The organism is Protofrankia coriariae (assembly GCF_001017755.1).
GTDB classification, from domain to species: domain Bacteria; phylum Actinomycetota; class Actinomycetes; order Frankiales; family Frankiaceae; genus Protofrankia; species Protofrankia coriariae.
The window spans coordinates 37,100-54,270 of record NZ_JWIO01000023.1 but is presented as its reverse complement, the minus strand read 5'-3'; the positions used below and the strand labels follow the sequence as shown (position 1 = coordinate 54,270).

The window sequence follows — 17,171 nt, the reverse complement described above, 5'->3', positions numbered from 1 at the left end:
CGCAAGGGGTGATCGTCCTGTCGATCCGCGCGATCCAGGTGATGGTCGAGCGGCGTAAGGGCACGGATATGGCTGGCGAGCGTCGTTTCTCCACGGGTGTGGGGCTGCTGGCCGCCGCCGGGCTGGTCGCGGTCGGGATCGCCGTCGGGCTGGTACTCGTCAGCGGCCGGGGCGGCTCCCCGACACCGGCGCCGGCACCGCCCACGGGTACGGCCGGCGCGGTCCCGGTGCCCGGCGGGCCGGTGCTCCCGGATTCGGGCCTGCCCGTCCTGGACTTCTCCGACCTGACCTGGCTGGACTTCCATGGCTTCGCTCTGCCGGTCTCGCCGGCCGCGGGCCCGCGCATCCTGGCCGACGACCGGGCGTCCGGGTTCGCCCACACCCCGCTGGGCGCCGCCCTCGCCGCGATCCACGTTGTCTTCCGTACGGACGCCATTGTCGGCGCCTACATCTTCGAACCCACCATCGCCGAGCAGGCGACCGGTGCCGACCAGCCCGCCCTGCTGACACGGACCCGGATAGCCGCGGCGCGATATACCATTCCCGACCGGCTCACCGGACGGTTCTCCGACCCGATCTTCCGCTACGCCGGAGTCCGGTTCGATGTGGCCGCCCCCGACCGGGTCGTGCTGTATGTGGCCACGGACGCCGTGGATTCCACCGGCACCACCGGGTACGCCGCCATGCGCATCGAACTGCGCTGGGAGCGTGGGGACTGGCGGATCGTGGTCCCACCCGGCGGCAACTGGGAGACGGTCATCACCCGGATCGCCTCCACCGCGGGCTTCCAACTGTTCCCCCGGAGATAAGAGCCCCCCGGAGATAAGAGCCCATGGCCCCTCCAGACCTCAACGACCCCCTTCCAGGCACTGGTAACTCGTTGGCCCTCGGCACCCCGTTGGGATCGCTGGTAGCCGTCGCCGAGTTCGTCGGCGCCAAAGCCGGCACCGAAGCCGGCGCCGGCCGGGGCGGCGGTGGGTCAGTCGCGGGGGGCGGCTTCCATTGCCTCGATCAGGCTCTTGGGGCGCATGTCCGTCCAGTGTGTCTCGATGTAGTCCAGGCACTCCTGGCGCGGGCCCGGCCCGTGCTCGACCGTCCAGCCGGCCGGGACGTCGATGAAGTCCGGCCACAGGCTGTACTGCCCCTCGGCGTTGACCAGGACGGTGTAGACGCCGTCGGGATCCTCGAACGGGTTGGTCATGGGTGTCCCCCTTCTCCGGCTCTGCTGTTCCGCTGTTCTCCTGGGCCCGGTTCTCCCGACCGGTTCTCCCGGGGCCCTGCCGAAACTCAGTTCTCGATCACAGTCAGTTCTCGATCACGGTCGACGGGAATCATCATGGGCCACGCCATTGCCCACAATATTGCCACGGCTTCTTTCAGGATTTTCCGATATCTCTCCTGGCCACTGCGGGTTTTGCCGGTGCCTGGTTTTCTCGGTGGCCGCCGGGCGCGCGGCGGGAATCGTGATCATGCGCGCTCCGGCCGGCCGGTGGCGTGGGTCACCAGCGCGTCCAGGGCCTGGAACCAGGTCTCGGCCAGCTCGCGGACGGCGTCCTCGGCCAGCACACCGGACGGCCAGGACCAGAACACAGCCAGCTCCGGCCCGCCCGGACGGTCCTCGGTCAGCGAGTTCACCACCAGGCAGTGCTCCTCCGGCATGTCACCGTCGGCGTCGAGGTCCACCGCGTCCGACTCGGCGGAGTAGGACCAGTCCGTCGCCTCCGGGACGCCGAACCTGCCCATGTAGTTGAACTCGATCCGCGGGGCGCCCAGCCGCGCCAGCTCCGGCCCCGTCCGCGGGTTGAGATGGCGCAGCAGCCCGTAGCCGATTCCGCCGGACGGCAGGCCGGCCAGATGCTCCCGGACGCGCTCAAGCGCCTGCCCGGCGGCCGGCCCGCCGGCCAGCGCCTCGGCCAGATCGACCGGGCCGGGGTCCAGGCAGACCGGGATGACGCTGGTGAACCAGCCCACGGTGCGGGAGAGGTCCACGTCCCCGGCGAGCTCCTCCTCGCGGCCGTGCCCCTCAAGATCCACCAGGACCGCGTTGCCGACGCTGTCCGTGTCACCCACGCCGTCATTGCCCACGCCGTCCAACCGGCGGCGGCGCCAGTCGGCGACGGCCAGCGCCAGCGCGGTCAGCAGCACGTCGTTGACGGTCGCGCCGAGCGTGGACGGCACCACGGTCAGCAGCGGCGACGTCCGCTCGACCGGCAGCCGCAGCGCCAGGGTGCGCACCGTGCTGACGACGTCCCGGGCCGGGTCGAGCTCCCGGATCAGCGGCAGCGGGTCACCGCCGGCGAGGATGCCCACCCACAGCGGCAGCTCGTCCTCGCGGGCGGGATCGGACGCCCGTTCGGTCAGCAGGCGGGACCAGCGCCGGAACGACGTGCCGACGGGCGGCAGGCCGGCGGGGCGTCCCGCGGAGATGCTCTCCCAGGCGGTCGCGAGGTCCGGCAGCAGGACGCGCCAGGAGACGCCGTCGATCGACAGGTGGTGCACCATCAGCAGCAGCCGGCCCGGCGCGGACCCGCCCGCGTCGAACCACACCGCCTGGAGCATGACGCCGGCGTCCGGGTCCAGCCGGTCCCGGGCGGCCAGCGCCGCAGCGGAGATCGTCCTGGTCAGCGCGTCCCCGGTGAGAACGCCGCCGGGCCCGCTGGCGTCGGGCTCCTCGACGCCAAGCCCACCGCTGCCCTGCCCACCACCGCTGTCCGGCTCGCCGCCGCCGGGCCCGCTGGTGCGGATGTCGACCCGTTCGAGCAGCGTCGCGACGTCCAGCGTCCCGGGAGGCGGCACGGTGAACGTCCAGTGGTCACCGTTCGGGCCGGACGCGCGGACGAGGCGGGCCCGCAGCATGTCGTGCCGGTCCACCAGCGCTTGCAGGATGGCCAGCAGGGTCGTCCAGTCCAGTTCGGCCGGTGTCTGTACCAGCGCCGACTGGTGATAGCCGCTGATCGGGCCGCCCAGCTCACGCAGCGCGTGCATGATCGGGGTCAGCGGGACGGTTCCCGTCCCGTCGTCGCCGCCGGCCCGCTCCGACACCGGGGCGAGGGCGGTGGCTACCGTGGCCAGCGCCGCCACCGTGCGGTGGCGGAAGACCTGGCGCGGGGTGATCCGGAAACCGGCCGCGCGGGCCTGGCTGACCAGCTCCATCGCGACGATGCTGTCCCCACCGAGAGTGAAGAAGTCGTCGTCCACACCGAGTTCGGGGACGCCCAGTACCGCGGCGAACGCGTCCCGCAGCGCCTGCTCCGTGGGGTTGCCGGGGGCCCGCCCGGAGACGGTGGCGGTGAAGTTGGGAGCCGGCAGCGCGTTGCGGTCCAGCTTCCCGTTGGGCAGCGTCGGCAGCTGTGGGAGCGGCACGAACGCCGCCGGCACCATGTAGTCGGGCAGCGTACGGACAGCGTGATCACGCAACGTTGCCACGTCCGGCGCCGACAACGCCGCGGGCCGCGACACGCTGTCCGTTCCGGCCGTCCCCAGCCCGACCGTCCCCAGCCCAGTTGTCCCCGCTTCGGGCTGGTCCGCTTCGTTCGTTTCCGGGCCGGTCGCCGGGGGACCGGTGACCACGTAGGCCACCAGTTGCCGGACGCCCGGGCGGTCCTCGCGGACGGTGACCACTACCTGGTTGACGCCGGGCAGCCCGGCGATCGTCGTCTCGATCTCGGCGAGCTCGATCCGGAAGCCGCGGATCTTGACCTGGTCGTCGGAGCGGCCGCCGTATTCCAGTTGGCCGTCCGCGTTCCAGCGGGCGAGATCGCCGGTCCGATACATCCGGGCGCCCGCCGGCTCGAAGGGGTTCGCGACGAACCGCTCCGCGGTGAGCGCGGCCCGTCCCAGGTAGCCGCGGGCCAGGCCAGCCCCGGCCAGGTACAGCTCACCGGTGACCCCGGGCGGGACCGGGCGCAGGTACGCGTCCAGCACGTACGCCCGGGTGTTGGCCACCGGGCGGCCGACCACGGGACGGTCACTGTCAGCGACCCGGGCGACGAGCGCGTCCACGGTGGACTCGGTCGGGCCGTACAGGTTGAAGCTCTCGGTGCCGGTCAGCGCGCGCAACCGGTTCCACAGCGGCTCCGGGACGGCCTCGCCGCCGAACCCCACCGCCGCGAGCGGGCAGCGGTCCCCCGTGACCAGCCCGACGTCGACCATCTGGGCGAGCAGCGACGGTGTCACCTCGATGAAGTCGATGCCCTCCGTTGCGATCATCTGGGCCAGCAGCTCCGGGTCCCGGCGGGCCTCATCCGACGCCACGTGCAGGGCGTGGCCGTCGAGCAGCCACAGCTGCGGCTGCCAGGACGCGTCGAACGAGAACGACCAGGCGTGCGCCACCCGCAGCCGCTCCCGGCCGGTCGCCGCCACCGCCGGTGCGTACAGGGTCGCGCGGTGGCTGTGGAAAAGGTTCACCACACCCTGATGGGGCACGACGACCCCCTTGGGTCGTCCGGTCGAACCGGAGGTGTAGATCACATAGGCCGGGTGCGCCGGCAGCAGGGGCAGCGCCCGGTCGTCGTCGGTGAGGTTCCCGCCGTCGACGGCGGCGAGGCGGGCGACGACGGCCGGATCGTCGAGCGGCAGCGTCGCGACGCCGGCGACCGGCAGGCTCGCGGCGATCTGACGTGTCGTCACGAGCAGGTGCGGGGCGGCGTCGGCCACGATGTCCGCAAGCCGGTCCGCGGGGTTGTCCAGATCCACCGGCAGGTAGGCACCGCCGGCCTTGTGCACAGCCAGGATCGCCTGGACGTAGCCGGCCGACCGTGGCAGCGCCAGCGCCACCGTCCGCTCCGGCGCCACCCCGTGCTCGACGAGCAGCCTGGCCAGCCGGTTCGCCCGGTCGTTGAGCTCGGCGAACGTCCACCGGGTGGTACCGGAGACGACGGCGACGGCGTCCGGAGCGCGTTCGGCCTGTGCCTCGAACAGCGCCGGCACGGTCGTGGACGGCACCGCCAGCAGCGTGCCGTTCCACTCCACCAGCATCCGGTGCCGCTCCCGCGGCGAGAGGACGTCCAGCCGGGCGGCCGGCTGGTCGATGTCGGTGGCCATCGCCTCGAGCAGGCCCACCATGGCGGTGACAATCCGCTCTGCGGCGTCCTGGTCGAACAGGTCACCGCGGTACTCCGCGGTCAGGCTCAGCCGTTCGCCGGGCTCGACCGCCCAGGCGAACGGGTAGTGCGTGGCGTCCTGATGCCCCACCGCCGCGGTGCGCAGCCCGTCCTCCTCGCCGAGCTCCGGGCCGTCGGCGACGGGGTAGCTCTCGAACACGATCAGCGTGTCGAACAGCTCCCCGAGCCCCGCGGCCCGCTGGATGTCGGCCAGCCCCAGGTGCTGGTGGGCGATCAGCCCGGCCTGGGCGTCCTGGAGGCGTTCGAGCAGGCCGGCCACGGTGTCGCCGGGCCGGGACCGGACCCGGACCGGGACCGTGTTGATGAACAGCCCGATCATGGACTCGACGCCGGCGAGCTCCGGCGGGCGGCCGGAGACGGTGGCGCCGAAGACGACGTCGTCCCGCCCGGTCAGCCGGGACAGCAGGATGCCCCAGGCGCCCTGCACCAGGGTGTTGAGCGTGAGGCCACGCTGGCGGGCCACCGCCGTCAGGGCCGCGGTCAGCTCTGTGGACAGCTCCACCGTACGCAGGTCCGGCACCAGCGGCGGCCGGTCCGGGTCGGCCGGCACCAGCAGGGTCGGCTCTGCGAGGCCGTCGAGCGAGCGCGCCCACTCGGCCCGCGCCGCCCGCTGGTCCTGCCGGGCGAGCCAGCCCAGGTAGTCACGGTAGGGGACGGCCGGGGCGAGGCCGGCCGCGTCACCGCCCCGGCGGTAGATCTCGGACAGCTCGGCCATCAGCAGGGGCACCGACCAGCCGTCCATCACCAGGTGCTGGTGGGAGATGACCAGCCGGTGTTGCTGGTCGCCGAAACGCACCAGCAGCAGCCGCAGCAGCGGCGCGGCGGCCAGGTCGAAACGGCGCCGCTCCTGGGCCAGGTACCGCTCCCACGCGATGTGCCGGCCCGCCTCGTCCAACGCCGAGACGTCGACCTGCCGCCAGGGCAGCGTCACGTTCCGCGCGACCAGTGCGACCGGGCGTCCCGAGGCGAGGTAGCGGAAGCCGGCCCGCAGGTTCGCGTGCCGCTCCAGCAGCGCCTGCGAGGACCGCCGCAGCCGGGCCGGGTCCAGCGGGCCGTCCAGCTGGAAGGACACCTGGACGGTGTAGACGTCCAGTTCCCCCGCGTCGGGGCCGACGCCGGGATCGCCCACGCCGGGATCGCCGTCGGAAACGGCGGCCGGCCGGCCAGCAACCGGGTTCAGCGCATCGGCCGCGGCCGGATCGGTGTCGGCGTCCGGGTCGGTGTCCGGATCGAACGAGGCGTGGAAGAGCAGGCCCGCCTGTAGCGGTGACAGCGGGAGGATCTCCGCCGGCTGGGGACGCAGCCCGGCGAGCTCCGCGGCCTCGGCCGCGTCGAGCGCCAGCGGGGGCGCGCCGGTGTCGGCGTGCTCCGCGAGGGCCGCTGGATCCGCGGCGTCGGGCAGGATCCCGGCGGCCGACGCGAGCGCCGCCACCGTCCGGTAGCGGAACACGTCCCGTGGGCTGATCGCCAGCCCCGCCGCGCGGGCCCGGCCGACCACCTGCATCGCGAGGATGCTGTCGCCACCGAGGGTGAAGAAGTCGTCGTCGACGCCGACGCGCGCCAGGCCCAGCACCCCGGCGACGAGCTCGGCCAGCAGCGCCTCGCGCGGGCTGGCCGGCGCGGAGTCGGAGACCAGCCCGGCGAAGTCCGGGGCCGGCAGCGCGGCCCGGTCGAGCTTGCCGTTGGGGGTGACCGGCAGCGCGTCGAGCACGACAAAGGCCGCCGGAACCATGTACTCGGGCAGCGCCTCGACCGCCCGGGCCCGCACAACGTCGACGTCCACACCGCCCGCGCCGGCACCGTGCGCGTCGGCGCTGGCCGGGTGCACAGCAGTCACGCCGCCCGGTGCATCCGTTGCGTTCGGTACCAGGTAGGCCACCAGGTGGCGTTGCCGGTGGTCGTCCTCGCGGACGACGACCACCGCGCGGGCGACCCTCGGGGCCTGGGACAGCACCGACTCGATCTCGCCGAGCTCGACCCGCAAACCTCTGATCTTCACCTGGTCGTCGACCCGGCCGAGGAAGGCGAGCTCACCGTCGTCGGTCCACCGGACCAGGTCGCCGGTGCGGTACAGCCGGCTGCTCGCCGCCCCGAACGGGTTGGCGACGAACCGCTGCGCGGTCAGGCCCGGCCGGCCCAGATAGCCGCGTCCGAGCTGGACGCCGGCGAGGTAGAGCTCTCCGGGGACGCCCGGCGGCACCGGGCGCATGGCGGCGTCGAGCGCGTACGCCTGGGTGTTCCACACCGGACGGCCGATCGGCACCGAACCGGGTGGTAGCGGGCCGGTTGGCAGCGGTCCGGTGAAGCGGGTGGACGTGACGTCGACGGAGGCCTCGGTCGGGCCGTACAGGTTGTCCAGCCGGATGTCCAGGACGCGACGCAGACGGGTGGCGAGCTCCGCGGGCAGGGCCTCGCCGCTGCACAGCACCCGCCGCAGGCCGGTGCACCCGGCAGCCGCCGGCTCGGCGAGGAACGCCTCCAGCATGGACGGCACGAAGTGCACGGTCGTCACCCGCTGCGATTTGATCACTTCCGCCAGGTACAGCGGATCGTGGTGTCCCTCGGGGCGGGCCATGACCAGCGTCGCGCCGACGATCAGCGGCCAGAAGAACTCCCAGACCGACACGTCGAAACTGGCCGGGGTCTTCTGCAGCACCCGGTCGTCGGCGGTCAGCCGGTACTCGTCCTGCATCCACAGCAGCCGGTTGACGATGCCCGCGTGCGGGACGACGACTCCCTTGGGCTGTCCGGTCGAACCGGAGGTGTAGATCACATACGCCGCCGACCGGGGATCGACCGCGCCACGCCCCGGCAGGCCGTCCGGACCGTCCGGCTCGCCCCGCTCCAGGCCGCCGACGCCGAGCCCACCCGCATCGAGCCTGTCCACACCGGCGCTGTCCACACCGGCGCCGTTCACAGGGAGACCGTTCACAACCGAGTCACCCACCGCGAGGCCGTCCACAGCGGGACCGTCCACAGCCGAGCTGTTCGCGGCGGAACCGTTCACAGCCAGGCCGGCGGCGGAGCCGTTCACGGCCGCTATGACGGCGGGATCGTCGAGTTCCAGGACGGGCACGGCCGTCTCCGGCAGGGCGGAGCGGACCGCCGACGTGGTCACCAGGCAGGTCGGGTGGGCGTCGGCGAGCATGAACGCGATCCGGTCGGCCGGGTAGTCCGGGTCGACCGGCAGGTAGGCGGCGCCCGTCCGATGTATCGCGAGCAGGGTGACGACGAGTTCCGCCGAGCGCGGCACCGCCAGCGCGACGATCCGTTCCGGCCCGGCACCCCGCTGGGCCAGCACCCGCGCCAGCCGCCGCGCCCGCGCGTCCAGCTCCGCGTAGGTCAGCTCCGTGCGGAACGGCCGAGCGTGGGGTGAATGCCCGTCTGACGGCCCCCCGTGGGGCGGCTGCCCGTCGGACGACTGCCTGTAGGGTGCCTGCGCACCCTCCCTCTGCGCACCGTCCCTCTGCGCACCGTCCGCCTGCGCACCGGACAGTTGTGTGTCGGACGGCTGTGAGCCGGACGACTGTGAGCCGGACAGCGGTATGTCGTCACAGATCAGCGCGATCGCGTTCGGAGTGCGCGCGGCCTGCGCACGGACCAGATCCAGCAGGGTTGTCGACTCGTCAACCGGGTGGGCGGTGTCGTTCCAGTCCCGCAGGACCCGATCCCGCTCGAGCGGGGTGAACACGTCCAGCAGGCCGATCGGCTCGTCGGCACCGGCCGCCACCTGGCCGAGCAGCGCGGTGAGCCGGGCCCCGATCCGCTCGACGGTGGCGCGGTCGAACAGGTCGGCGCTGTACTCGATCCCGCCGACGATCCCGTCGCCGTCCGCCGGCTCGACAAAGGCGAAGGACAGGTCGAACTTGGCCGTGTGCTGGCCGAGCGGCTCCGGCCGGGACGGCAGGCCCAGCAGCGCCGGCCCGTCCCCGGCACCGACCAGATAGACGATCATGATCTGGAAGAGCGGATGGCGCGAGAGCGACCGGGCCGGGTTGACCGTATCCACCACCTGCTCGAACGGCAGGTCCTGGTGGTCGAAGGCGGCCAGGTCGGTCTCGCGCACCCGGGCCAGCAGCTCGCGGAAGGTGGGATCGCCCGACGTGTCGGTCCGTAGCACCAGCGTGTTGAGGAAGAAGCCCACCAGATCGTCGAGCGCCTCGTCACCGCGGCCGGCGGCCGGGGTGCCCAGCGGGATGTCGCTCCCTGCCCCGAGGCGGGTGAGCAGCACCGCGACCGCGGCCTGCAACACCATGAACATGCTGACGTCGCACGACCGGGCGAGCTCGCGCAGACCGCGCGAGAGCTCCGCGTCCAGCGCGAAGTCGACCACTCCCCCGCGGGAGGTCGGCTCGGCCGGACGCGGTCGGTCCAGCGGCAGCGTCAGCTCGCTCGGCGCGCCGGCGAGCGCCTGCCGCCAGAAGGCGAGCTGGCGGGCCAGCAGGCTGTCCGGGTCGGTGGCGTCGCCGAGGACAGCACGCTGCCACAGCGCGTAGTCGGCGTACTGCACCGGTAGCGGAGCCCACGCCGGTGGCGACCCGGCCAGCCGGGCCCGGTAGGCGGCGGTCAGGTCGTCGACGAAGGGCCGCTCCGACCATTCGTCGACGGCGATGTGATGCACCAGGAACAGCAGGACGTGCTCTTCCGGCGCCAGCTCGAAGACCCACACCCGCATCGGCGGTTCCTGCTCGAGCGCGAAGCCGTAGCTCACCGCGGCGGACAGGCGCGCCGCGAGCCCGGCCTCCCCGACCCGTTCGACGTCGATCCGGACTCCGGTGTCGCGCGGCTCCAGCACCTGCTGGTACGCCCGGCCGTCGCGCTGCGGGAAGATCGTCCGCAGGGTTTCGTGCCGCTCCGCCAGGTCGCCCACGGCCGCCCGCAGCGCGGCCATGTCAAGGTGCCCGAAAAGCCGCCAGAGCAGCGGAATGTTGTAGGTGGGGCTCGGACCGTCAACCTGGTAGAGGACCCACAACCGCTGTTGGGCGAATGACAACGGCAGCCGTTCAGGTCGCGCGGTAGGCGCCACCCGTTCCAGCACCGGCCCGGCCGCGCCGGTGTGCTCCAATCGCCTGACGAGCCCCGCCACGGTCGGTGCCTCGAAGACGGTACGCAGCGAAAGCCGCACCCCCAGGGCGGTGCCGATCCGCGCCACCAGACGGGCCGCCAGCAGCGAGTGGCCACCAAGAGCGAAGAAGTTGTCGTCGGTCCCGACCCGTTCCAGGCCGAGAACATCCGCGAACAGCCCGCAGAGCAGATGCTCGCGCGCGGTACGCGGCGAGGCCCCTGACATCCGCGTGGACGGGTCCGGCGCCGGCAGGGCGCGGCGGTCCAGCTTGCCGTTCGGGGTGACCGGCAGCGAGTCGAGCACAAGCAGTGCCGCCGGGACCAGATACTCGGGCAACGTCGCGGCCAGCCGGGCTCGCAGCGCCGCGGTATCCACGTCCTGCCCGGGAGCGGCCACCACATACCCGACCAGCCGCTGGTCACCGGGGCGGTCCTCGCGGACGGCAGCCGCCGCCTGCGCCACCGCGCCGTCGGCGAGCAGCGCGGAGGAGATCTCGCCCAGCTCGATGCGGACCCCCCGCAGTTTCACCTGGTCGTCCGCCCGGCCGAGGAACTCCAGCTCACCGCTGGGCGTCCAGCGGACGAGGTCGCCGGTGCGGTACATCCGCTCGCCCGGGCCGCCGTACGGGTCCGCGACGAACCGCTCCGCGGTCTGCGCGGACCGTCCCAGGTACCCGTGGGCGAGCTGCACGCCCGCGAGGTACAGCTCACCGGGGACTCCGGCGGGTACCGGACGCAGCGCGGAGTCGAGCACCGACACGCGGGTGTTCCACACCGGCCGGCCGATCGGTACCGACCCCGGACCAGTTCCGGCTCCGTCCGTCATCCCGCCAGCGGCGCCGGGCCCAGCCCGGAACCAGGTCACGTCCACCGATGCCTCTGTCGGCCCGTACAGGTTGTCCAGCCGCGCATGCGGCAGGACCCGGTGGAACCGGTGAGCGAGGTCGGCCGGCAGCGCCTCCCCGCTACAGAGCGCCCGACGCAGCCCGGTGCAGCCGGCCGCCGCCGGCTCCGCCAGGAATTCCGCCAACATCGACGGCACGAAGTGCACGGTCGTGATCCGCTCGCGGTCGATCAGCGCTGCCAGGTAGCCGGGGTCCCGATGCCCGTCGGGCGCCGCCACCACCAGCGTCGCCCCGGCGAGCAGTGGCCAGAAGAACTCCCACACCGACACGTCAAAACTCGAGGGGGTCTTCTGCAGGACGCGGTCACCCGCGTCGAGCCGGTACTCGTGCTGCATCCAGCACAGCCGGTTGACGATGCCGGCATGCGAGACCATGACACCTTTCGGCCGTCCGGTCGAACCCGAGGTGTAGATCACGTAAGCCGGCAGCTCGCCGCCGGCGGGCTGCGGAACCTCCTCGCTGTCAAGCCGCGTGCCCGGCTGGGCGTCGACCTGTGCGCGGAACTCGGCCGAGTCCACCACTGACAGCGGCACCTCGGTGACCGGCAGGCGTGCGGTGGCCGCGGACGTGGTCAGCACCCTCACGGGAGCGGCATCGGCCATCATGAACGCGAGCCGGTCAGGCGGGTAGTCGGTGTCCAACGGCAGGTAGGCCGCTCCGGCCTTGTGCACGGCGTAGAGCGCGACGACGAGCTCCGCCGACCGCGGGATGGCCACCCCCACCACCGAGCCGGAGCCGATCCCGTGTGCGGTGAGCAGCCTGGCCCACCGGTTCGCCAGAACGTCCAGCTCCGCATAACGCAGTGTCATGTTCTCGGTGACCAGCGCGACCGTGTCAGGGCTGCGGTCCACCTGCTCCTCGAACAAGCGCGGCAGCGTCCGGGCCGGCACCACGCGGGTGGCACCGGTCCCGTCGGCCAGGAGCCGGCGGCGTTCGTCCGGATCAAGAATGTCGATCGCGGCGAGCGGCCGGTCCGGGTCGGCGGCGACCTGCTCAAGGAGCCGGATCATCCGTCGGGCCAGATGCTCCGCGGCGGTGTGGGCGAGACGGTCGGTCGCGTACTCCAACAGGAGGCTGATCCGGCCTGCCGCGGCGCTTTCCCCAACCCGCTCCACGAGGGTGAAGTGCAGGTCGAACTTCGCGGTCACGACTTCGGTGGGGTACCAGTCCACCGCCTGCCCGAACAGGGTGCCGCTGTCGTCGCTACGACGGTGGTAACCGGTCATCACCTGGAACAGCGGGTTCCGGCCAGCGGCCCGGGGCGGGTTCAACGCCGCGACCACCTGCTCGAACGGGATGTCCTGGTGGTCGAAGGCGGCAAGATCGGTCTGACGGGTCCTGGCCAGCAGCTCGGTGAAGGCCGGGTCACCGGACAGGTCGGAACGCAGGACGAGGGTGTTGACGAAGAAGCCGACCAGGTCATCCAGTGCCTCGTCGGTACGGCCGGCGACTGGAACGCCGAGCGGAATGTCCTCACCCGCTCCCAGCCGGTGCAGCAAGGCCGCGACGGCGGCATGGGCCAGCATCGACATGCTCGTACCGGTCCGCGTACACAGGGCACGCAGCGCCTGCGCCGTCATATCGGGCACCTCGAACCGCACCCGGGCACCGACGCCGTCACGGGCCGCGGGCCGCGGCCGGTCCAGCGGCAGCGGGATCTCCTCGGGCATGTCGCGCAGCGCGTCCGCCCAGAAGGTCAGTTGCCGGGCGGCCATGCTGTCCGAATCCGCCGGATCACCCAGGAACCGCTGTTGCCACAGCGTGTAGTCGGCATACTGCACCGGCAGTGGCGCCCATCCGGGCGTCGAACCATTTCGGCGGGCGATGTAGGCGGCGTCCAGGTCACGTAGGAACGGGCTGTCGGACCACTCGTCCGTGGCGATGTGGTGCAGGACGACCGCCAGCACGTGGTCGGCCGTGCCGAGCCGGAACACCGCCAGCCGCAGCGGCGGATCGGTACGCAGGTCGAACGGCTTGGCCGCGGCCTCGGCCACGCACTCGGCCAGCTCGTCCGACGCGCATTCGACGACCATGACCTCCGGCCGGGCGGAGCCGATGTCGAGGATCCGCTGGAACCCGGCGCCCTGATGTTCCTCGACGACGGTGCGCAGGGACTCGTGCCGATCCATCACGTCCACGGCGGCGGCGCGCAGCGCGTCCAGGTCGAGATCACCACGGAGCCGGAACACCATCGGGTAGTTGTAGGCGGTGGCGGTATGCCTCGCGGATCGCCCGCCGCGCTCGCGGCCAACGGGAATCCCTCCCTCCGCGAGCCGATCGACCAGCCAGAGCCGCTGTTGAGCCGGCGAGAGCGGGATCCGCTGCGGACGGGGTATGGGCACCACCGCCGGCCGCGGCGGNGCGGCGGCCGCCCGCCACCGACCCGTACGGCGAGCAGCGCCGGGGTGGGCGCCTCGAACAGGTCGCGGATGGCCAGCTCGGCGCCGAACTCGGCGCGGGCCTGGCTGATCAGCCGGATGGCGAGCAGGGAATGGCCGCCGAGATCGAAGAAGCTGTCGGTGACCCCGACCTCGGACAGGCCCAGGACCTGCGCGAACAGGGAGCACAGGCGTTCTTCTTCGGCGGAGGCCGGGGCTCGGCCGGGGGTCTGGACGGCGCTGGGCTCGGCGTCCGGCAGGGCCGCGAGATCCAGCTTGCCGTTGATGGTCCGGGGCAGCGCGTCCAGGGTGAGGATCCCCGCCGGGACCATGTAGTCGGGTAGCTGCGCGCGCAGGTGGTCGCGCAGCCGGGCGATCAGCGCGCCGTTGCCGCGCGCGGCGGTCGGGTCGTTGGCGTAGGCCGCCAGCGACACCCCCGACGCATCCGATGTCCTCGCTGCCTCCGCTGCCTCCGCTGCCTCCGCTGCCTCCACTGTCTCCGCTGCTCCCGATGCCGCTGGTGACGCCGGTGTTCCCGATGCCTGGACGGCTGTGTCGGTCGGGCGGTAGACGTCGACGGCGGTCCGGCCGGCGAGCTGGTCGGCGGCGACGAACACGGCGTCGAAGCACCCGTGGGCGACCGCGGATCCGCCCTGTCCGTCCCGCGCTGCGGCATCCGGCACAGCGCCGTCCCACGGCGCCGCATCCGGCACAGCGCCGTCCCACGGCGCCGCATCCGGCACAGCGCCGGACCGGGACATGGTGTCCGGCGCGGCGCCGGACCAGGTGGTGAGGACGGTGTAGCCGAGCTGGTCACCCAGGTCATGCAGCACCTCCGGTTCCACCCCGGCACCGGTCGTGGCAAGCAGTGCCTGGATGTCGGTCACCGTGCGCCCGCCGTCCGGTCGCCCGGACGCGCCCCGCGGGCGCTCGACGACGCTGTCCGGTTGTCCGTCAGCGCTGTTCAGCGCGGACGCCTGACCCACCAGCGCGCGCACGGCCGCGAGCTCGCCCGCGAGGCGCGCGTTCGGGATGCCGCTGACCCGCAGCCTGTCCGGACGGTGATCCCGCAGATATGCGCGCAGTTCGGCCAGGGCCTCGGCAACCGCGTCCGCTGCCACGCCGTCCACAGGCCCGGCATCCACAGCGCCGGCATCCACAGGTCCGGTGCCCACAGGTCCGGTGCCCACAGGTCCGGTGGTGTCGACGGTCGAGATCCAGTTCTGCCAGGGCAGCGTCGGCGTGTCCGCGAGGGAGAGGGTGGACACCGGTGACCGGTGGATCACCGTGTCGTACCGGTGGCGGGTGAGCTCGTTGTGGTGATGACCACGCTTGACGCGCACGGTCACCGTGATGCCCGGGATCGCCCGCGGCAGCGCGGCGAAGTAGTCCGGGTCGACGAGCAGTTCCTTGTCGAGGGTGACGCCACGCTCGACGGCGCGGCGCAGCCGTGCCGGCTCGGTCCGCTCGTCCGCGCGAGTCACCGCGACCGCGGTGTGGAAGGCACGGGCCAGCCGCAGGTTGCGCACGTCACCGACGAACAGCGCCCCACCGGGGACGAGCAGGTCCACCGCCGCCGCCAGCACGCCGGTGAGGTGGTCGACGCTCGGGAAGTACTGCACCACCGAGTTGACGACGACGGTGTCGAAGAAGCCGGCCGGCAGCCCGTCGAACACGTGCGCCGGCTGCGCGCGCAGCTCGACGCGGCCGGCCAGGGCGGGATGGGCCGCCACGTCGGCCCGCAGCTTGTCGATGACGGGCGCGGCGATGTCGGTGCCCCAGTAGGCCTCGCAGTCCGGCGCAAGCCGGGACAGCAGCAGCCCGCTGCCGACCCCGATCTCCAGCACCCGCCGGGGCCGCAGCTCGCGGATGCGGCTGACGGTGGCCTCCCGCCACTCGCGCATGTGCGCCAGCGGGATGGGCTGGCCGTCGTAGCTGCTGTCCCAGCCGGCGAAGTCCTCCCGGAAGACAGCGGTGTCGATCTCGGTGTACTCGGCGTCGTAGATCTGCTGCCATTCGCCGATCTGCTCGCGTTCGGCCTGGTCACGGGCGTCCCCGGTCAGCTCGGCAGGCACGACGTAGCCGACCAGCCGGTTCAGGCCGGGCACGGCCGGGTCCGTGCGGACGGCCACGGCGGCCTGGGCGACCTGTGGATGACGGGCCAGCGCGGCGGAGATCTCACCGAGCTCGACCCGGTAGCCACGGACCTTCACCTGGTCGTCGGTGCGGCCGAGGAAGTCCAAGTTGCCGTCGGGACGGCGGCGGGCGAGGTCGCCGGTGCGGTACATCCGCGACCCGGGCGGGCCGAACGGGTCGGCGACGAACCGCCCGGCGGTCAGCCCGGGACGGTCGAGGTAGCCGCGGGCCAGGCCCGCACCGCTGATGTGCAGTTCGCCGACGGCGCCGTCGGGCACCGGCCGTAGCCAACCGTCCAGCAGGTACACGCTGGTGTCACGGATCGGCCGTCCGACGGTCGGGGTGTCACTGTCGGTAGTTCCTCCGCCGAGAGTGTTGATGGTGTACTCGGTCGGCCCGTACAGGTTGTAACCATATGTACCCTTGGTGTCGCGCAGGCGTGACCAGACCGCGTCGGAGACCGCTTCGCCGCCCAGCAGCACCAGCACCGGCCGGTGCCCCCCGGTCGGAGCGCCCCACCCCGGCTCCGCCGGGCCCGCCAGGTCCGCCGTGCTAGCCGTGCTCGGCGCCTGCTCCGGATCGTCGGGGCCGTCCAGCAGCCCGTGCTCGAACAGCAGCCCGGCGTAGGTCGGCGTCACGTTGACCACGTCGACGCGGTGCGTGTCGCAGTAGGCCACCAGGGCCTGGGCGTCGCGGCGCAGCTCCTCGTCGCAGACGTGCACCTCGTGCCCCTCGACGAGCCAGAGCAACTCCTCCCAGGACATGTCGAACGCGAAGGAGACGGTGTGCGCGATCCGCAGCCGCCGCCCGCCGGCGGAGGCGACCGCCGGCCCGAAAATGACCTCCCTGTGATTGAGCTGCATGTTCGTCAGCCCCCGGTACGGGGTGACCACGCCCTTGGGACGGCCGGTGGAGCCGGAGGTGTAGATGATGTAGGCGGGGTGGTCCAGCCGGTGCGGCCGGCCGGGAGCGAACCCGGGCCGCTCGTCGTCGGCCAGGCCGTCACCGGGCAGCGCGGCGAGCCGTTCGGCCACCGCCGGGTCGTCGAGCAGGACGCGGGTGGGTGTCGCGCCCACCTCGTCGCGCCCGCGCCCAGCCGTGTCCGTCCCGCCTGCGCCCGCGCCGGTCCCGCCCGCGCCGGTTCCGGCCGCGTCCGCCGTGGCCGCGTCGGGGGTGACCAACAGTGACTCGACCGTGGACGTGGTGAGCACGCGTATCGGGGCCGCTTCGGCGATCATGAATGCCAGCCGGTCGGCCGGGTAGTCCAGGTCCAGCGGCAGGTAGGCCGCGCCCGTCCGCAGCACCGCGAACAGCGCCACGACCATGTCGATCGAACGCGGCAGGGCCAGCGCCACGACCCGTTCGGGCCCGGCGCCCTCGGCGAGCAGCAGGCGGGCCATCCGGTTGACCCGGGTGTCGAGCTCGGCATAGGTCAGACGCTGCTCACCGAAGACGAGCGCTACTTCCCGCGGTGTATGTGCCGCCTGCGCGCCGAGCATGTCGGCGACCGTGTCGTCGGGCACCGGCACATCACCGGACGGCAACGACCCGCCGGCCCGCGGCGG

4 protein-coding genes and 1 pseudogene (1 of these 5 cut by a window edge) are annotated in these 17,171 nt (G+C 72.8%); 1 reads left to right on the top strand and 4 read right to left on the bottom strand.

Features of this window, described 5'->3' with window-relative positions; translation table 11 throughout:
* Window positions 1-8: 8 nt before the first annotated feature.
* On the top strand, window positions 9-809 hold the full coding sequence (locus FrCorBMG51_RS14840) for a DUF8175 domain-containg protein (RefSeq protein WP_047223663.1): 801 nt from the start codon (window positions 9-11) through the stop codon (window positions 807-809).
* A gap of 170 nt (window positions 810-979) precedes the next feature.
* On the opposite strand, the gene FrCorBMG51_RS14835 is transcribed toward FrCorBMG51_RS14840, so the two are convergent.
* The 4 genes and pseudogenes from FrCorBMG51_RS14835 to FrCorBMG51_RS34810 form a co-directional block, all read right to left on the bottom strand.
* The gene (locus tag FrCorBMG51_RS14835; protein ID WP_047223662.1) at window positions 980-1,201 is read right to left on the bottom strand and encodes an MbtH family protein; all 222 of its coding nucleotides are present in this window, start codon (window positions 1,199-1,201) and stop codon (window positions 980-982) included.
* Between the two features lie 266 nt (window positions 1,202-1,467).
* Window positions 1,468-13,434: a non-ribosomal peptide synthetase gene (locus FrCorBMG51_RS31365; protein ID WP_235433596.1), complete on the bottom strand. Its 11,967-nt coding sequence runs from the start codon at window positions 13,432-13,434 to the stop codon at window positions 1,468-1,470.
* Window positions 13,435-13,541: 107 nt separating this feature from the next.
* A pseudogene (locus FrCorBMG51_RS34815) lies at window positions 13,542-17,105 on the bottom strand (amino acid adenylation domain-containing protein); the annotation flags it as partial.
* Window positions 17,066-17,171: the final stretch of a condensation domain-containing protein gene (locus FrCorBMG51_RS34810; protein ID WP_476742175.1), read on the bottom strand. Its footprint extends 3,086 nt past the window's final position; the window shows 106 of its 3,192 coding nt (coding positions 3,087-3,192); the start codon falls outside the window, past its right edge; it ends in the stop codon at window positions 17,066-17,068. The gene FrCorBMG51_RS34810 and the pseudogene FrCorBMG51_RS34815, both read right to left, overlap by 40 nt.

Excerpts from the sequence above, each read along its gene's own strand:
- FrCorBMG51_RS14835 (WP_047223662.1), bottom strand. The coding sequence starts at position 1,201 with ATGACCAACCCGTTCGAGGATCCCGACGGCGTCTACACCGTCCTGGTC.